Below are 16,591 nucleotides of genomic sequence, written 5' to 3' on the forward strand. Positions count from 1 at the left end.
TCCGTCGATGATCGGACCACAGTTTCCGCTCGAATGCACAAGGAGTCCCGATGAAGCGCAGCCTGACCCTGTTGGCCGTGGCCGTTGTATCCGTGGTCGCTGGCGCCGGTTACTGGTATGTGCACGGCAAGCTGCCACAGCGTTCGGGCGAGGTGGCCATGGCTGGGCTGCAGGCGCCGGTCAGCGTGCGCTATGACGCCCGTGGCGTGCCCCACCTGCAAGCCCAGAACGAAGCGGACCTGTACCGCGCCCTGGGCTACGTGCATGCCCAGGATCGCTTGTTCCAAATGGAGATCATGCGCCGCCTGGCCCGTGGGGAACTGGCCGAAATATTCGGTAGCAAGCTGCTGCCCACCGACACTCTGTTTCGCAGCCTGCGCATCCGTGAACAGGCCGCGTTGATGGCTCAGCGCCAGGACCATCAATCGCCCGCATGGCAAGCCCTGCAGGCCTATCTAGAGGGCGTCAACGCCTGGCAGGCCAGCCACCCCAAGCCGATTGAGTTCGACCTGATCGGCATCACGCCACGGCCGTTCACCGCCCAAGACACCCTGAGCATCGCCGGCTATCTGGCTTACAGTTTTGCGGCGGCCTTTCGCACCGAACCTGCACTGACCTACATCCGCGACCAGCTTGGCCCGCACTACCTGAAAATTTTCGACCTCGACTGGCAACCGCAGGGCGCGCTCGGCACGCCGCTAGCCGCTGCCGACTGGCTAAGCCTCGAAAGCGTGGCATTTGCCAGCCACCAAGCGCTGATCGACGCCGGTATCCCGCAGTTCGAAGGCAGCAATGCCTGGGCTGTTTCCGGTAGCCGCACCCGCAGCGGCAAACCCTTGCTGGCCGGTGACCCGCACATCAGTTTCGCCGTACCTGCCGTCTGGTACGAAGCCGAGCTCTCGGCACCTGGCTTCAACCTGTATGGCTACTTCCAGGCGCTGAACCCGTTCGCGATGTTGGGGCACAACCGTGATTTCGGCTGGAGCCTGACCATGTTCCAGAACGATGACGTCGACCTGATCGCGGAACAGACCAACCCCGCCAACCCCGACCAAGTAAAAATCGACGGCCAGTGGCAGACACTGGAACAGACCGAGCAGCAGATTGCGGTCAAAGGTGAGCAACCGGTGACCATCAACCTGCGCCGCTCAAGCCACGGCCCAATCGTCAATGAAGTCATCGGCAGCGCAGCCGGGTCTCGGCCGATTGCCATGTGGTGGGCGTTTCTCGAAACCGAGAACCCGATCCTGGAGGGGTTCTACCAGCTCAACCGCGCCGACACCTTGGGCAAGATGCGCGAAGCCGCTGCCAAGGTGCAGGCGCCAGGGCTGAATTTGGTCTGGGCCAACGCACGTGGCGACATTGGCTGGTGGGCGGCGGCGAAACTGCCGATTCGCCCAGATGGAGTGAACCCGGCGTTCATTCTCGACGGTGCCAGCGGCCAGGCCGACAAACTCGGTTTCTATCCATTCAGCGTCAACCCGCAACAGGAGAACCCGACCAGCGGCTATATCGTCTCGGCCAACCACCAGCCACCGTCCCCGGTGCCAATACCCGGCTACTACAACCTCCCCGACCGCGGCCGCCAGCTCGATCGCCAGCTGGCCAACCCGCAAGTGAAATGGGACACGCACAATAGCCAGGCGCTGCAGCTCGATACGGCCAGCGATTACGGTTCGCGTACCTTGGCGCCACTGTTGGCAACGCTGCGCGAGGTCGCTAAGGGCGACGAGGAGAAGGAACTGGTCGAGCAGCTGGCAGCCTGGCGCGGCGACTACCCGCTGGATTCCACCAGCGCCACGCTGTTCAACCAGTTCCTCTACGAGCTGGCGTTCGCAGCCCTGCATGACGAGTTGGGCGATACCTGGTTCCCGATACTGATCAGCACCCGCACCATCGACGCCGCCCTGCCACGCCTGGCGGCGGATGCCGACTCACCGTGGTGGAATACCCGCGGTGGCAACCAGCGTACCGACCGTACCGCCGTCGTGCGCACAGCTTGGCAGCAAAGCCTGAAACATCTGCGCGGCACCATGGGTAGCGACCCGGCCAGCTGGCAGTGGGGCAAAGCCCATACCCTGACCCACAACCACCCTCTTGGGGTCAAAAAGCCGCTGAACCTGCTGTTCAACGTGGGGCCGTTCGCCGCGCCCGGTACCCATGAAGTGCCGAACAACCTCTCGGCAAAGATCGGCCCGGCGCCATGGCCAGTGACCTATGGGCCATCGACCCGGCGCCTGATCGACTTTGCCGATGCCGGGCAGGCACTGACCAGCAACCCGATCGGGCAGAGTGGCGTGCCGTTCGACCAGCATTTTTCGGATCAGGCCCAAGGGTATGTCGAAGGCAACTACCAGCGAGCACAGATGGGTGTGATTCCGGCGCAGAGCACGCTCAGGCTTGTACCTGGCGGATGAACAACAGCCGCAACTGCGCCACGCAGCGCACCCTCATTAACCTGCAACCGCTTATCAGCCGAGGTCCATCCATGCAAAAACACTTCATCGAAATCGACGGCGCCCGCATGAGCTATGTAGACCAGGGGCAAGGCTTCCCGGTACTGCTCGGCCATAGCTATCTGTGGTCGGCGGCCATGTGGCAGCCACAAATCGATGCCCTGTCACAGCACTTTCGTGTCATCGTCCCTGAACTCTGGGGCCATGGCGACTCCGATGCCCCACCGTCCACCACCACCGACATGAGCGCCCTGACCCGTCAACACCTGGCGCTGCTGGACGCGCTGAACATCCCGCAATGCCACCTGGTCGGCCTGTCAGTCGGCGGCATGTGGGGTGCGCAACTGGCCATCGAGCACCCCGAGCGGGTCGACCGCCTGGTGTTGATGGACACCTACCTCGGCGCCGAACCAGAAGCGACCCGGCAGAAGTACTTCGCCCTGCTGGATGCAGCGAGCGCGGCAGGCCACTTCAGCGATGAACTGCTGGATATCATCGTGCCAATCTTCTTCCATGCCGGTGGGCAGACGGTGCCGGAGATTCGCGACCAGTTTCGCGCCGACCTCAAGGCAAGCACAGCCGAAACCATTCGGCATAGCCTGGACCCAATGGGGCGAGTGATATTTGGCAGGCCGGACCTGTTGCCGCAGCTATGCGCGCTTGCCGGTGAGCGGGCCATCGTGCTCTGTGGCGATCAGGACATTCCTCGGCCGCCTGAGGAGTCCAATGAAATGGCGCGGATCATTGGTTGCCTAGCGGCACAGATTCCGTTTGCGGGGCATATCTCCAGCCTGGAGAACCCCAAGGTGGTCAGTGATTTCTTGTTGAACTGGCTACCAGGCAAGGCGTGAGTTTGCAGGGGCCGCTATGCGGCTCCATTTACACAGTCAAGCCTGGCAGCAGCAAAACGCGATGCCCAGAGTTCTGCTTTGTCCAGCGGAACAAAATCAGCTTGTATCGGGTACCGACATCGCCAAGGCCATTAACCAGCCCCTATACAGGGCTGCCGTTGGTAACGATCGCTGGACTTTCGCAAGGCCACAGGCTTGCGCTAGAGGTTCACTTTTCAACTTCGCTGGCCGGGCGCATCAGTGCGGGCAGGCTCCAGATAGCAATCAGTCGCGCAGTATGGGAGTCAGGTGAGCGCTTTGAATGTGGGGCATGGGCTGAATATCAGCCGGTCAGTTGAACATTCATCAGCAGGCGCGCGTGATGTGAAAAGCCCTCTGCCAACAATTGTGGTAGAGGGCTTTTCACACCATCTATTTCATTAATCGCTCGCTTACGACGAAGCCTGCATCTCAGCGTGTTGTTTCGCGCCGATGCCCAGGCCCAGTAGCGCCATCATGCCCATGGTTACTCCCAGCATGCGGGCCGCAGGCTGAGCAGCTATCCTGGCGAAAGCTTCAAAAAACATTCCGCTTGCCGCGCTCTGGATACCGCTTGTGACACTGGATGAACTACTAAATGCGTATCTGGAGTGGCCAACGAACTCCTGAGCCAGCGTCACCCCGGAACGGGTTATCGGGCGCGCGAGTGCCGGCGCGGTGCCTGCCGCCAGCGGTTGCATTTGAACTCCCCCCGAGACTGCATCCGTGACGGCATAGCGCGCCATTCTGCCGAGTCTCGGTGCACCGGCCCGTAGGGCGCCTATCGAAGTGCGCGCAGCGCCGGCGGCGAATCCCGCGCCTAATGTAAACCCGGCTCCGACGATCCCTACGCCAAACGACGCCCATTCCAGCTTTCTGGAAAGCTCGGGGTCGCTGTCGGACAGCGCGCCGGAGGCCACACCTAGCGCACCAGCGGCGACCGTCGCGAGGGCACCGGCGATCGCCAAGCCAACCGCCATTGTTAGCCCAACGGCTGCAAACGCAGCGATGCTTGAACCCAGCGTCACAATACCCAAAATGATGAAAGCTACGCCCATAAAAATGGCAAATAGGCCTTTCTCCGAAAGATGACCCTCCGGGTCGGGGCAGTTTACTGGGTCAAGGTAGGCGTAAGCGTTCACACCTGCCAGCCCGAATGGGCTCCAGCTATCGGGCGTTGTGAAACGGAACAGGCATGGGCTGTATTGCCGCTCTCCCAAGTGATACACACCGCTGACGTCGTCATACAGCTCTGCGAAGTACCCCGGTGTGCGGGGTGAGGCAGGATGGCCCGAAGGCGAATACTTCAGCAGATCAGTGCGGGTTCCGTTGTCCAGCGCGATCACAGGGGAGTTCAATGCGTCCGTTGCGATCAACTGAACACTGTCCGGCGTGGATGACTTGCCAGACTGGGCCACTGTCGCCGCGACGTGCTCGCCAATTCGAGTGATTCGCGTGATGACGTCTCCCTCAATCTTGTTGCTCAACAACGGGTATCGCCCTCCTGGCTGGTACAGCCACTCGCTGCGTACCGTGAGTTTCGTGCGTGAGGTAAGTTTGCCCTTAGGGTCATAATGATAGAGATAGGTGTCTTTTCCCTCCTTCAGGCTTGAAAGGCGATTGAGGGCGTCATAGGTTAGCGTTTGGCCTCGCTCATTCTTCGTCATGCGGCCATTGGCGTCATAGGCCAGAACTATGCTTGTGGGGTAGTCCTTATGGGAATGGGTGACTTTGCTCAACTGACACGGATCTTTGTCATTTTCGTAAAGAAAACTGGCGGTGTCACTTTCTTTACCGAAATCAGTCACACACTGCGTGATATTGCCCAATGCATCGTATTTGAAAGTCAGCTTTGAGATGGGCTTATTGTAGCCGTCCAAGGGAAGATCATTGCCGGTACAAGTATAAGTCTCCAGCAAATCCACAGACGTGTAAGTGAAGCGTTCATCCCGAAGTGTTTTCTTGCCCTGCATGATCTGGCGCGATTCGAGTTGGCCATTTTTTTGGTGGACCTGCTTGATGACCAACGCCTCCGATTGGTCAGGTATTTCGATGGTACGAGAGGTTTCGTTGCCTAATATGTCATAGCTATATTTAACGATCAAAGACTTCTTATTCTTTTTATCGGTGATTGTCTGCTTATGCACCCGACCGAATGCACCGTACTCATACTGCACTTTGGTACTGGCATCTTCCGAGACGCTGATATGGTCATTGTCGAAAGCGAAGCTTTGCTTGTCGTTGGTCGCATCTGTGAAGTCTTGACGTTGCCCCGTCGATGAAAACGATTGAGTCAGAGTCCTGCTCGCATTGCCACTGCCGGAAACAATATCCTCTTTAATGATATTACACTGTTTGTCATAGGCGAGGGTTGATGAATAGCCGCTTTGATCGCCGTATTTTTTAATAGGCCAGAGCCTGGCAAATAGTCGAATGTATGGGCAAGCCCGGTTGCCTTGATCGACTTAACGACCCCACCCAGTTCCGCAATCACTTCGTACGTCAGCGCAGTTCCGTCCGGGGAAGTTATTTTTTGCGGGGACTGTGTGGCGCCTTGATACTCATACGTGTGTTTGCGCCCGCCGCTGACAGATTCTTTAAGGCGCTCGAGCGAGTCAAACAACTGAGTGCCGATGATCGTTTTCTTGCCCCCAGATGTAATGCTGACCTCGGTGGCGAGGGGTTTTTCGGTGCCGGCGGCATAGGCGTAACTAATCGTGCTTCCGTCAGGGCGGGTGATGGCCGTCAGCCTGTTGAGGTCGTCATATTGCAGTGACGTGATGTTACCGCGCTCATCCGTGAAAGACGTATTGGCATTGTGCCAGTTGTAGCTATAGCGTCTTGATGAATGGAGTGTGGGTTGCAGGACGGATGTTTTGGCCTCCTCGGAGCTCGACGCAATTTTTTCGTCAGCATCCATGGTATAAATTCGAGTCTCTGTCACATTGCCATTGGCATCTAGGTATTCCACCCGCGACCAACACACATTTTTCTTCGGTTTGAATTGGAATCTTGGCACCAGGTAGGCTTTCAGATCACCCTCCGAGTGATCTATCTCACCTAGAATCGGAGAGATGGGGTCCGTAGGCGAACCTTCTTGCGCTGGAAACTCGGTTAAATTGTCCGAATCGATATAGGTGATGATACGAGATTGATTAGCCTCGTCGAGCAGTACGTGCGTAATATCAAATTTTGATGACGCTCTTTCGATGTATGACCAGTAACAGTTTGGGAGGTCATAGACGGTATGGGAAGTTACTGCATCGCTCTCAGTGTGTTTTGTATGACTCGCTAACCGGCCAAAATTGTCATACAGCTTGGTCTGTGTCCTAATCCAGCTCGCGGGCGGATTGTTTTTAGGGCCCGCTTCACGATACAGGAAGGTTGCTACCTCTCGAGCGCTATTGTCGTGAACAGACAGGATGACTCTGTTTGCAGTGTCTGAGTGAAGGACGTAGCCATGATAGTCAACACGAAGAGTACTGGGAATCACCGCGGAAAGCGCTTTGGCTTCATCCTTGTTGTTGATGATTTTATGGGTGAACTTCTCTTCGGTCTCGTAGGGTGTACCCGAGTTGTTTACGGTCCTGGTGAGTCTGGATAACGCATCCCATGTATAAGCCGATGAATTACCGTCAAAGTCTTTTTCGCTCAGGACAACACCACTCAGCGTCGATGTAGTTCTTTCGCTAGTTGCACTACAACCATCGCTACCAGTGGTGACGGCGGTAGTTTTAAGCGTGTGCTTGTTTAGTTCATAAGTGAAGACGGTAGTGTGGTAGGGTTTGTGGCCGCGGGATACGTCATCGACGCTGCCGTCTACTTTTATGCTGGCTGCGGGGATGCTGAACGCTGTTTGTTGCTTTAATCTGCCGCGGTCAAAACCGTCAGTTTTGACAGCTTCGCTCTTGTAGACTTGATAATCTCCGTTCTTGCCGTGAGTTAGCGTTTTTCGGCGCAACCCCGATAGTATATAGCAGGTTTGCTTTGGGATGGCTTTCAATGCATAGGCACGCCCTTCTAGTTTTTCGTAGGCATACAGGGTCGACGTGTGAGTAGACTGTTTCACATCGGGGGTGAGTAATTCGTGGTGGACGAGTTCATTGGTTCCTTCACTATCAGTGTAAGAGTACTCTGCAGTACTGCCATCTTCATTGGTTTTTTTGAGTAGCCGCCCATGGTCGTCCCAGCTGTAGCGCTTGATGTGAATAGTAGATTTGGCGGGATTAGCAAGAACCTCAAGATCTTCACTGAAATTAGTAATGCTGTAATATCGAGTATCCTCTTGAATTGGTAGCTTTGGATGAGTTGGGGAATATTGGATTATGGACTCCCGTTGAGGATTAAGGTAGGGCCTAAGAACAGTTTTATCTCGCGAGAACACTTCACCCAGCGCTAGGATACTGCTCGGAGAGCTAAGGTCAGGCTTAATAACCTCTGGCTTTAATAGACCAGTCTGAGGATCAAGATCGGACTTGACATCATTACTGTCTGACGAAAAGAATTTGTCTGATATTAATAGACTATTGTGATGATCCCAGAGGTTTCTGATGTCGTCAGAAAGTTCGAACTGTAAGTCTTCAAAACTTAGAGAGAGGTCAGCAGGAGAGCACAGCAGCTCGGCTGAATAAATTGGCATGAACGTGTTTTTGTCATATGCAGATAAAGTGTGTTCGAGTTGTCTACTCCAACCGGGTGGATTTGAAGAGGCTGGCAGCACATCTGGTGAGAGTTTAAATGAAAGCATGCGTCTGGATTTACCAAGAGAAAGATCCGCCAGGGAGTGTGAAAGTCTGCGAGTACATACAATCAGGTTTCCAGCCTCAAATTTTTCAGTGCTGTTGTTTTTTATAGGCCGAATCCAGTAACCGTATACGGTAACTGAATCAGACTTATAAATCTTAACTCTAGGTGGTGCCCCAGAATATAAGGGCTCGTCATTTGAATATTGTGCACTCTCACGCTTTCCGGAAGGGCTTACAACCGCGTTCAAAATAGAAGGAGATACTGAACCGTCATATTCAAATTTCCAATTCAAGGCAGGCTCAAAAGACTTATTATCCATGCTCTCAAGGTAATTCTCATCGAGACTCAATGAAAAAGTACGCGCTTCATCTGTTTTTGGCCATATCTCAATCTTGGGCTTAAGGGCATCCATAGTAATTGAGAGCAAAACGGTTTTTTCGATGCCTTCGTCATCTACTGAATTGAACGCAGTGGTGGACTTAAAGGCTTCTTTCAGGTGAATCTTAGGATTTTTGCTGTCCTCGACAACTTGCCAGACAAAATACAGGGCGTCGCCGATTGGCGTTGTCCGAGCAATACAGGCATACCAGTGGCTCTTTTTCTCAAGCCATTCGATAATGCCGGTGTCTCGATAGGTAACTTTCAAACGGTCTGGAGAGGTGATCTTTTCTAGCTTGACCTCACCCGTGCTGTCTTTAAGTTTCAGTTCTGCTCCCTTTGTTTCTACGTCATACAAACGCCCGTCCGCCAAGGAAAGCAAGTGGCTTTTTGTGTTGTAAATGGTTACAGGGATACGCCATCCATGCCCGAAACCGAAGTCTTTCTGATTGAGAGGGGAGTAAGTGAGCCTGACGTCAAAATTCGGCTCAATCAGGGTGGCCAACAAAATATTCGTGGAAAAGGTGCCAGTGCGCAAGTCCACGCCACTGTCAATGTAACTGTGGAAATTAACGACGCCGTTGTGTGTACTGGTGCTCATGGTACATGCCTCTGGTCAGGAATGTGAAACAACAGAACTGCCCCTCCACCTGGTGGTAGTTGGCGCGTGTTTGGCATGTAGGCAACAGGTATTACTGGTTGGCCGGGGGGGGGGCCGAACGTCCTAGAATCCCCTTCTCCAGAGGTAGGACTGAGTGCTCGATCGGGCGTACAGCGCTGAACTTCGTGTATTTTTCACCATGCTGCCCGCGAGCAAAAAACACGTAGAAGCATGCAACTCAATCGATGAACGAACACGACCCAGTTCGACCAGTAGCACCCAGTAAAGTCTGATATCTACCTCGAGTCATTCCCCCTGTTGGAAATGGTGTTCAGTTGCCCTGCCTGTTCCCTCTGCACTCATAATGCATCGTCAGCAGATGGAACTTTATTGAACATCCCACGCAGTAAACTGACAACTGACAAAAATGATAGGTAACGGACAGTTGCTTACCTGTGCCGTACTTGAAAGGCGAAAAAAAACCGGCGCGTTTGCGCCGGTTTTTTCACCGCAGTTAGATTCAGAACGCAGGCAACACCGCACCCTGATACTTCTTGGCAATGAATTCCTTCACCTCAGGGCTGGTCAGGGCCTTGGCCAGCTTCTGAATCGCGTCGCTGTCTTTGTTGTCTGGGCGCGCCACCAGGAAGTTCACGTATGGCGAGTCGCTACCCTCGATCACCAGCGCATCCTTGGCCGGATTCAGGCCGGCTTCCAGGGCGTAGTTGGTATTGATCATGTCCAGGTCGACCTGATCCAGCACGCGAGGCAGCATGGCCGACTCGAGTTCGCGGAATTTAAGCTTCTTCGGGTTCTCGGCAATGTCTTTAGGGGTTGCCAGAGCGTTCTTCGGGTCTTTCAGGGTCAGCAGGCCGGCTTTCTGCAGCAGCAGCAAGGCGCGGCCGCTGTTGCTGCCCTCGTTAGGGATGGCAACGGTGGCGCCTTCCTTGAGCTCGTCCAGGCTCTTGACCTTCTTCGAGTAACCACCGAACGGCTCGACATGCACGCCGACCACGGTAACCAGGTGAGTACCCTTACCTTCGTTGAAGTTCTGCAGGTATGGCAGGGTCTGGAAGTAGTTGGCGTCCAGGCGTTTTTGATCAACCTGCACGTTGGGCTGCACATAGTCGGTGAACACCTTGATCTGCAGGTCCACACCTTCCTTGGCCAAGGTCGGCTTGATCAGCTCGAGGATCTCGGCGTGAGGTACAGGCGTGGCAGCAACCACCAATTTCTCGGCAGCCGATGCCAGGCCAGCGAACGACAGGGTAGCGGCCAGGGCCGTGGTCAGCAGGGTCTTTTTCATGGTGTTCCTTATTCTGGATCTGAGCCATCGAGGATGGCGAAGTCGGGGCCCAACCGTTTAAGCAGTGGGCGTGGGTCGGACGATACCGAGATTTTTTATACCTTAACAATATCTTTTAATTCGCCGCTTATTCCAAAAGCAAAATGCCACCACTGACTTCGCTATTAGCCCATCTAAGCTGCTGGCCCTGGCAGATCGAGGTCTTGAGGCAACAGTTCATCCCCGTCGTTCACCAGCAGCGCAAAATGGATCACGTTCTCCAGCTCGCGGGTATTACCAGGCCAGGCATGCGCCTCCAATGCCTGCTGCGCCGCTTCGCTGATCAACGCCAGAGGCCGCTGCAGGCGAACGCTGTAGATGCCCACGAAATACTCGGCCAAGGGCAGGATGTCCCCCGGGCGTTCGCGCAGCGGCGGCAATAGAAGCGCGCCTTCGTTCAGGTACTGGTACAGCCGTTCATTGAAGCGGCCGGCATTCACCACCCGCGCCAGGTCGATGCTGCTGGCCGCTACCAGACGCACATCCACAGGCTGGGGCTGCTGTGCGCCAACACGGGTCACCTCGCGGTTTTCCAGGGCCGCTAGCAACTTGCCCTGGATGGCCAAGGGCAGGTCGGCGATCTCGTCCAGATACAAAGTGCCGCCATTGGCCGAGCCGAACCAGCCAGCGCGGCTACTGGCGGTGCCGCCCTGGCTGCCTGCGCTATAGCCGAACAGCTCCGCGTCGGCATAGGTCGGGCTTATGGCCGCGCAGTTGACCGACACGAACAACCCAGGCCGATCACTGGCGCGATGAATTTGCCGAGCCAGCAGCTCCTTGCCGGTACCGGTCTCGCCGCGAATCAGCACTGGCACAGGCAGTGGCGCAAGCCGCTCCAGCGCCTCACGCAACTGTTGCGAGCGCGGGTCGATGAACACCAGCGCCTTGGCACGTATGCTCAGCGGGCTCTTGTCCAGCTCCGGAAAGGTCAGCAGGGGCTGGCCGAATGGGTTTTGAATGGTCATGACAAACTCCCGCCCCATACCGTCGTTGGCTGGGCGTCAGGCAAGGGTGAACGTACGTGGTCGATCAGGCGCGGCGCAGCGCGCGCTGCTCGACTCGGCTTTGCAAGCGGTACAAATAGGCGAAGCCCTGTTCCCAGCGTTCGTGGCCGGACTTGACATTGATATGCCCGGCATTGCTCAACAGGCCCGCCTCGGCGCCCCAGGCCTGGGCGAGGTACAGGGCCCGGGTTACGCTGACTGCCGGGTCGTTGTCGGAGCTGACGACTTGGCTGGGGAAGGGCAGCACCTGCAACGGGATCGGCGCAAAGTTGCGCAAAGCCTCCGCGCAGGTAGGCCGCTCGACATCCGCCGGCGCCACAAGCAACGCCCCACGTACCTGACGCAGCAATGCCGGGTTAGCGTGTGCGGCCCAATGGGCGACAGCGATGCAACCCAGGCTGTGGGCGATAAGGATCACGGGTGTGGGTTCGGCGGCTATTGCCTGCTCCAACGCCTTTACCCAGTCTCGGCGCTGAGGTGTAAGCCAGTCATGCTGCTCGACTCGGGCGCTGTTGGGCAGCGTGCGCTGCCAGTGGCTCTGCCAATGGTTGTCTGGCGATCCTTGCCAGCCCGGCACAATCAGGTAACGAATCAGCTCATTGCGCATGGGACGCCTCCAACTAGTTTGCGTGTTTGAAGATCAGTATAGGGAACTAGTTATATGCGTAAAGGAATAAGAAGATATTTATCAATAACCAAAAGTTAGATTGATAGTTATCGTTCCGTTCGCGGCCACCTTGCAGTCGTAAAAAAGCCCGGGACTGAGCGCTGATGCTGTTCACTTAAGCCTAGAGGCTCGGCTTGAGCTCTTCGGTGGAGCGCAGATCGAGCGCCGCCCGCGCGGCGCATCGCGAGCTGCGCTCGCTCCTACGTTTGTTTCGGGCCAATTATGCCTGCGGGATTTGCGCGCGGACGCCTTGGTGCATGGCGCGATATCGCGTCGTAAGAACAAGGCGGTCGCGCGCGTCTGCCACAGGCGTTACTGGCCCGAAACAAACGTAGGAGCGAGCGCAGCTCGCGATGCGCCGCGCGGGCGGCGCTCGATCTCACAGGCGCCAAAGGGCTCAAATTGAACCCCAAAAAAATCCGACACCAGATCACTGGTATCGAATTTTTCGACCTCAGCCTGGACTCAAATGCTTAAGTCAACAGCATTAGGGACTGGGCCCGGGCTGTTCATTCACTGATGACACTCAGATATCTGTCACCTTCTGCCAAACCTTCGGCCGGAAGAACAGTGTCTCCCCGCGCGCCAACCCAGTCAGACTGTCGTGGTCCTTGACCACCTCGGCTTCGATCAGCTCGCTCTGCCCTTCTACCTTCAAGGTCACCCGCGTGGTCGCCCCTAGCGGGCGGATGTCACGCACTTCGGCCGCGTGGTGCCCCTCGGTTTCATGGCGCGAGAGCGACACTTCGTGCGGGCGGAACAACACATGCTGCCCCTCGCTCAAGGCCAGACGGTTCGAATCACCCAGGAAGTGGTACACGAAATCGTTGGCCGGCTGCTCATACACCTCCCCCGGCGAGCCGATCTGCTCGATGACACCCTTGTTCATCACCACGATGCGGTCGGCCACTTCCATGGCTTCTTCCTGATCGTGAGTCACGAACACCGAGGTGAGGTTGATATCCTCGTGCAGCCGGGCCAACCAGCGGCGCAGCTCCTTGCGCACCTTGGCATCGAGCGCACCAAAGGGCTCATCGAGCAGCAGCACCTTAGGCTCCACTGCCAAGGCGCGGGCCAGGGCGATGCGCTGGCGCTGGCCACCGGATAGCTGCTCTGGGTAGCGATCGGACAGCCAATCCAATTGCACCATGTTCAGAAGCTCATGGACCTTTTCAGCGATCCTGCTCTCGCTCGGACGCTCACCCTTGGGCTTCATGCGCAGGCCAAAGGCGACGTTGTCGAACACGCTCATGTGGCGGAACAGCGCATAGTGCTGGAACACGAACCCAACATTGCGATCGCGCACGTCGTGGCCGGATACGTCCTCGCCGTGGAACACGATATTGCCCTGATCTGGGGTTTCCAGGCCGGCGATGATACGCAGCAGGGTGGTCTTGCCGCAGCCCGACGGGCCGAGCAGCGCTACCAGTTCGCCGCTGTTGATGTCCAGGTTGATGTCGTTGAGGGCCTGGAAGCTGTTGAAGCGCTTGCTGACGTTACGAACTTCGATCGACATGAATCATTCCTCCGCGGCGCTGTGGCGCAGGCGGTTAATACGGTTCTCGCTCCACTGCTTGAGCAGCAGGATGAAGAGCGCCAGGATCAGCAACAGGCTGGCCACGCTAAAGGCCGCGACATGGTTGTACTCGTTGTAGAGGATCTCCACGTGCAACGGCAAGGTGTTGGTCACGCCACGGATGTGGCCCGACACCACAGACACCGCGCCGAACTCGCCCATCGCCCGCGCGGTACACAGCACCACGCCGTAGATCAGGCCCCATTTGATGTTCGGCAAGGTCACGTGCCAGAACATCTGCCAGCCATTGGCACCGAGTAGACGTGCAGCCTCCTCTTCTTGAGTACCCTGCTCCTGCATCAGCGGGATCAGCTCACGGGCCACGAATGGCACGGTGACGAAAATGGTCGCCAGGACGATACCCGGCAGGGCAAACACGATCTGGATGTCGTGGTCCTGCAACCAGGGGCCGAACAGCCCCTGCGCGCCGAACATCAGCACGTACACCAGGCCCGCGATGACCGGCGAAACCGAAAACGGCAGGTCGATCAGGGTCACCAGCACGCTCTTGCCACGGAAGTTGTATTTGCTGACGCACCAGGCGGCGCTGACACCGAACACCAGGTTGAGCGGCACCGAGATGACCACGGCGAGCAAGGTTAGCTTCAATGCTGACAAGGCATCGGGTTCGAAGATCGCTTCGAAAAAGGTGCCGAAACCGTTTTTCAGCGCCTGCGACACCACAATCACCAGCGGCAGCAGCAGAAACAGCACAAACACCAGCCAGCCAAGGCCGATCAGGATGCGCCGCGACGTGGCGCTGCCTCGCCGGGCGGCGTTGGCGGCAGCACTTGCATTCAGGGTTGAACTGGACATGCGGCCTCCTTCAAGGGGTTTCGATGCGACGCTGCAGCAGGTTGATCAGCAGCAGCAGGATGAAGGAAACCACCAGCATCAGCACGCCGATGGCAGTGGCGCCGGTGTAGTCGTACTGGTCGAGCTTGACCATGATCAGCAACGGCAGAATCTCGGTCTTCATCGGCATGTTGCCAGCGATGAAAATCACCGACCCGTACTCGCCAACGCCCCGGGCAAAGGCCAGGGCAAAGCCGGTGAGCCACGCAGGCAGCAGCGCTGGCGCCAGAATATGGCGGAACACCTGCACAGGTTTGGCGCCCAGGCAGGCAGCCGCCTCCTCGACCTCGCGCGGGATGTCCGCAAGCACCGGCTGCACGGTACGCACCACGAACGGCAAGGTGACGAAGGTCAGCGCCAGAGTTATCCCCAGCGGGGTGTAGGCGATCTTGAAGCCCAGGTCAGTAGCGAATTGGCCAACCCAGCCATTAGGTGCGTATAACGCGGTCAACGCGATCCCGGCAACGGCGGTGGGTAAGGCGAACGGCAGGTCGATCATCGCGTCGATGATCTTGCGTCCGGGGAAGGTGTAACGCACCAACACCCAAGCCAGCAGGGTACCGATCACGCCGTTGATGATGGCGGCGAACAGCGCGGTGCCGAAGCTCAGTTGCAGTGCGGCGATCACCCGTGGCGCACTGACGATGGCCCAGAACTGCGCGAAGGTCAGCTGCGAGGCATGGATGAACATGGCCGCCAGCGGTATCAGCACGATCAGGCTGAGATACACCAAGGTGTAACCCAGCGTCAGCCCGAAGCCGGGTATGACGGGGGAAATGCGACGTGACATAAATATCCCTGGTTGAACGCACGAGGCCCGGGAGCGCTCCCGGGCCAGTGCAGGCGTCTAGATGCCGGGGCTGCATGGCCGCCCCGTGGGTTCCTTGGCGTTACTGTGCCTGATAGATCTGGTCGAACACACCACCATCATTGAAGAATTTTGGTTGCGCAGTCTTCCAGCCACCGAAGTCCTTGTCGATGGTTACCAGGTCCAGTTTCGGGAACTGTTTGCCGAATTCAGCCGCCACTTTTTCGTCTCGCGGGCGGTAGAAGTTCTCGGCGGCGATCTTCTGGCCTGCCGGGCTGTACAAGTGCTTGAGGTATTCGGTGGCAATTTCGGTATTGCCTTTCTTCTCGGCATTCTTGTCCACCACCGCGACCGGCGGCTCAGCCAGGATCGACAGCGATGGCACCACGATTTCGAATTTATCGGCGCCGCCGTCCTCTTTCAGCGCCAGGAAGGCTTCGTTCTCCCAGGCCAGCAGTACATCGCCCTGGCCGTTGTTGACGAAGGTAATGGTCGAGCCTCGGGCACCGGTATCGAGCACCGGTACGTGCTTGAACAGCTCCTGAACGTAAGCCTTGGCCTTGTCTTCGCTGCCGCCGGTTTTCAGGCCGTAGGCCCACGCGGCCAGGAAGTTCCAGCGAGCGCCGCCGGACGTTTTCGGGTTGGGGGTGATAACCGAGACATCCTGTTTGATCAGGTCGCCCCAATCCTTGATGCCTTTGGGGTTGCCCTTGCGCACCAGGAAGACGATGGTCGAGGTGTACGGAGTGCTGGCATCCGGCAGGCGCTTCTGCCAGTCCTCGGGGAGGGTCTTGCCCAGCTTGGCGATTTCGTCGATATCACCGGCTAGCGCCAGGGTCACCACGTCGGCGCGCAGGCCGTCGATCACAGCGCGGCCCTGCTTGCCCGAGCCGCCGTGGGACTGCTGAATCTTCACCTTGTCGCCCGGATGGGCCTGTTGCCAGTGCTTGATGAATTCGGCGTTGTACTGCTGATACAGCTCGCGGGTCGGGTCGTAGGACACGTTGAGCAGTTCGTAGTCCTTGGCGATGGCGGAACCGGCAAATACCGCACTGGCAAGCGCAGCCAGGGCATAACGGCGGATGGACATGGTGAAGCTCCCGATTGGCATTTTTCTAGTTTTGAAGGGGGTGGCGCGACTCAGCTGGGTTTGTGACCGGGCTGTTGCAGGCGGAATTTTTCCTTGCGCTCGATCTGCACGACCTGAGCGTTGTGCACGGTGATCTCTACCGCCCCAAACCGCAGGTCGCGCAGCGCGCTCTGGATTTCCCGCAAAATGGTGGCTT

General features: G+C 57.3%; 12 protein-coding genes. 2 read left to right on the forward strand and 10 right to left on the reverse strand.

Annotated elements, in window-relative coordinates; translation table 11 throughout:
- Window positions 1-50: 50 nt before the first annotated feature.
- Entirely contained in the window at window positions 51-2,417 is a 2,367-nt protein-coding gene (locus tag ACK59H_RS13855) for a penicillin acylase family protein (protein ID WP_409264563.1), read from the forward strand.
- 71 nt (window positions 2,418-2,488) lie between these two features.
- Window positions 2,489-3,307, forward strand: a complete 819-nt coding sequence (locus ACK59H_RS13860) for an alpha/beta fold hydrolase (protein WP_409264564.1) — start codon at window positions 2,489-2,491, stop codon at window positions 3,305-3,307.
- Window positions 3,308-3,738: 431 nt separating this feature from the next.
- Here ACK59H_RS13860 and ACK59H_RS13865 read toward each other — a convergent pair whose 3' ends face one another.
- From ACK59H_RS13865 to oscA, 10 genes are all read right to left on the reverse strand, one after another.
- Window positions 3,739-5,472 carry an RHS repeat-associated core domain-containing protein gene (locus tag ACK59H_RS13865; protein WP_409264565.1) on the reverse strand — a complete coding sequence of 578 codons (1,734 nt, stop codon included), beginning with the start codon at window positions 5,470-5,472 and terminating at the stop codon, window positions 3,739-3,741.
- Between the two features lie 146 nt (window positions 5,473-5,618).
- Window positions 5,619-9,050 carry a hypothetical protein gene (locus ACK59H_RS13870; protein ID WP_409264566.1) on the reverse strand — a complete coding sequence of 1,144 codons (3,432 nt, stop codon included), beginning with the start codon at window positions 9,048-9,050 and terminating at the stop codon, window positions 5,619-5,621.
- A 520-nt stretch (window positions 9,051-9,570) separates the two neighbouring features.
- Window positions 9,571-10,356 carry a MetQ/NlpA family ABC transporter substrate-binding protein gene (locus tag ACK59H_RS13875; protein ID WP_186476224.1) on the reverse strand — a complete coding sequence of 262 codons (786 nt, stop codon included), beginning with the start codon at window positions 10,354-10,356 and terminating at the stop codon, window positions 9,571-9,573.
- Window positions 10,357-10,529: 173 nt separating this feature from the next.
- Window positions 10,530-11,360 (reverse strand): sigma 54-interacting transcriptional regulator, encoded by an 831-nt coding sequence (locus ACK59H_RS13880; RefSeq protein ID WP_409264567.1) that lies wholly within the window; start codon window positions 11,358-11,360, stop codon window positions 10,530-10,532.
- Window positions 11,361-11,424: 64 nt separating this feature from the next.
- Window positions 11,425-12,006 carry an alpha/beta hydrolase gene (locus ACK59H_RS13885; protein WP_409264568.1) on the reverse strand — a complete coding sequence of 194 codons (582 nt, stop codon included), beginning with the start codon at window positions 12,004-12,006 and terminating at the stop codon, window positions 11,425-11,427.
- A gap of 586 nt (window positions 12,007-12,592) precedes the next feature.
- Window positions 12,593-13,582 (reverse strand): sulfate/molybdate ABC transporter ATP-binding protein, encoded by a 990-nt coding sequence (locus ACK59H_RS13890; RefSeq protein WP_060477147.1) that lies wholly within the window; start codon window positions 13,580-13,582, stop codon window positions 12,593-12,595.
- A gap of 3 nt (window positions 13,583-13,585) precedes the next feature.
- Window positions 13,586-14,458: a sulfate ABC transporter permease subunit CysW gene (gene cysW / locus ACK59H_RS13895; RefSeq protein WP_060477148.1), complete on the reverse strand. Its 873-nt coding sequence runs from the start codon at window positions 14,456-14,458 to the stop codon at window positions 13,586-13,588.
- Between the two features lie 10 nt (window positions 14,459-14,468).
- Window positions 14,469-15,287, reverse strand: a complete 819-nt coding sequence (gene cysT / locus ACK59H_RS13900; protein WP_060477149.1) for a sulfate ABC transporter permease subunit CysT — start codon at window positions 15,285-15,287, stop codon at window positions 14,469-14,471.
- 100 nt (window positions 15,288-15,387) lie between these two features.
- Window positions 15,388-16,395 (reverse strand): sulfate ABC transporter substrate-binding protein, encoded by a 1,008-nt coding sequence (locus ACK59H_RS13905; RefSeq protein ID WP_060477150.1) that lies wholly within the window; start codon window positions 16,393-16,395, stop codon window positions 15,388-15,390.
- Between the two features lie 50 nt (window positions 16,396-16,445).
- Window positions 16,446-16,591: sulfur starvation response protein OscA (gene oscA / locus ACK59H_RS13910; protein WP_409264570.1), on the reverse strand; the 146-nt coding region annotated here is incomplete at its 5' end.

This window comes from Pseudomonas sp. KCJK9000 (assembly GCF_046230725.1).
Lineage (GTDB): Bacteria > Pseudomonadota > Gammaproteobacteria > Pseudomonadales > Pseudomonadaceae > Aquipseudomonas > Aquipseudomonas promysalinigenes.

Excerpts from the sequence above, each read along its gene's own strand:
- ACK59H_RS13855 (WP_409264563.1), top strand. The coding sequence starts at position 51 with ATGAAGCGCAGCCTGACCCTGTTGGCCGTGGCCGTTGTATCCGTGGTC.
- ACK59H_RS13860 (WP_409264564.1), top strand. The coding sequence starts at position 2,489 with ATGCAAAAACACTTCATCGAAATCGACGGCGCCCGCATGAGCTATGTA.
- ACK59H_RS13870 (WP_409264566.1), bottom strand. The coding sequence starts at position 9,050 with ATGAGCACCAGTACACACAACGGCGTCGTTAATTTCCACAGTTACATT.
- ACK59H_RS13875 (WP_186476224.1), bottom strand. The coding sequence starts at position 10,356 with ATGAAAAAGACCCTGCTGACCACGGCCCTGGCCGCTACCCTGTCGTTC.
- ACK59H_RS13880 (WP_409264567.1), bottom strand. The coding sequence starts at position 11,360 with ATGACCATTCAAAACCCATTCGGCCAGCCCCTGCTGACCTTTCCGGAG.
- ACK59H_RS13885 (WP_409264568.1), bottom strand. The coding sequence starts at position 12,006 with ATGCGCAATGAGCTGATTCGTTACCTGATTGTGCCGGGCTGGCAAGGA.
- ACK59H_RS13890 (WP_060477147.1), bottom strand. The coding sequence starts at position 13,582 with ATGTCGATCGAAGTTCGTAACGTCAGCAAGCGCTTCAACAGCTTCCAG.
- cysW (WP_060477148.1), bottom strand. The coding sequence starts at position 14,458 with ATGTCCAGTTCAACCCTGAATGCAAGTGCTGCCGCCAACGCCGCCCGG.
- cysT (WP_060477149.1), bottom strand. The coding sequence starts at position 15,287 with ATGTCACGTCGCATTTCCCCCGTCATACCCGGCTTCGGGCTGACGCTG.
- ACK59H_RS13905 (WP_060477150.1), bottom strand. The coding sequence starts at position 16,395 with ATGTCCATCCGCCGTTATGCCCTGGCTGCGCTTGCCAGTGCGGTATTT.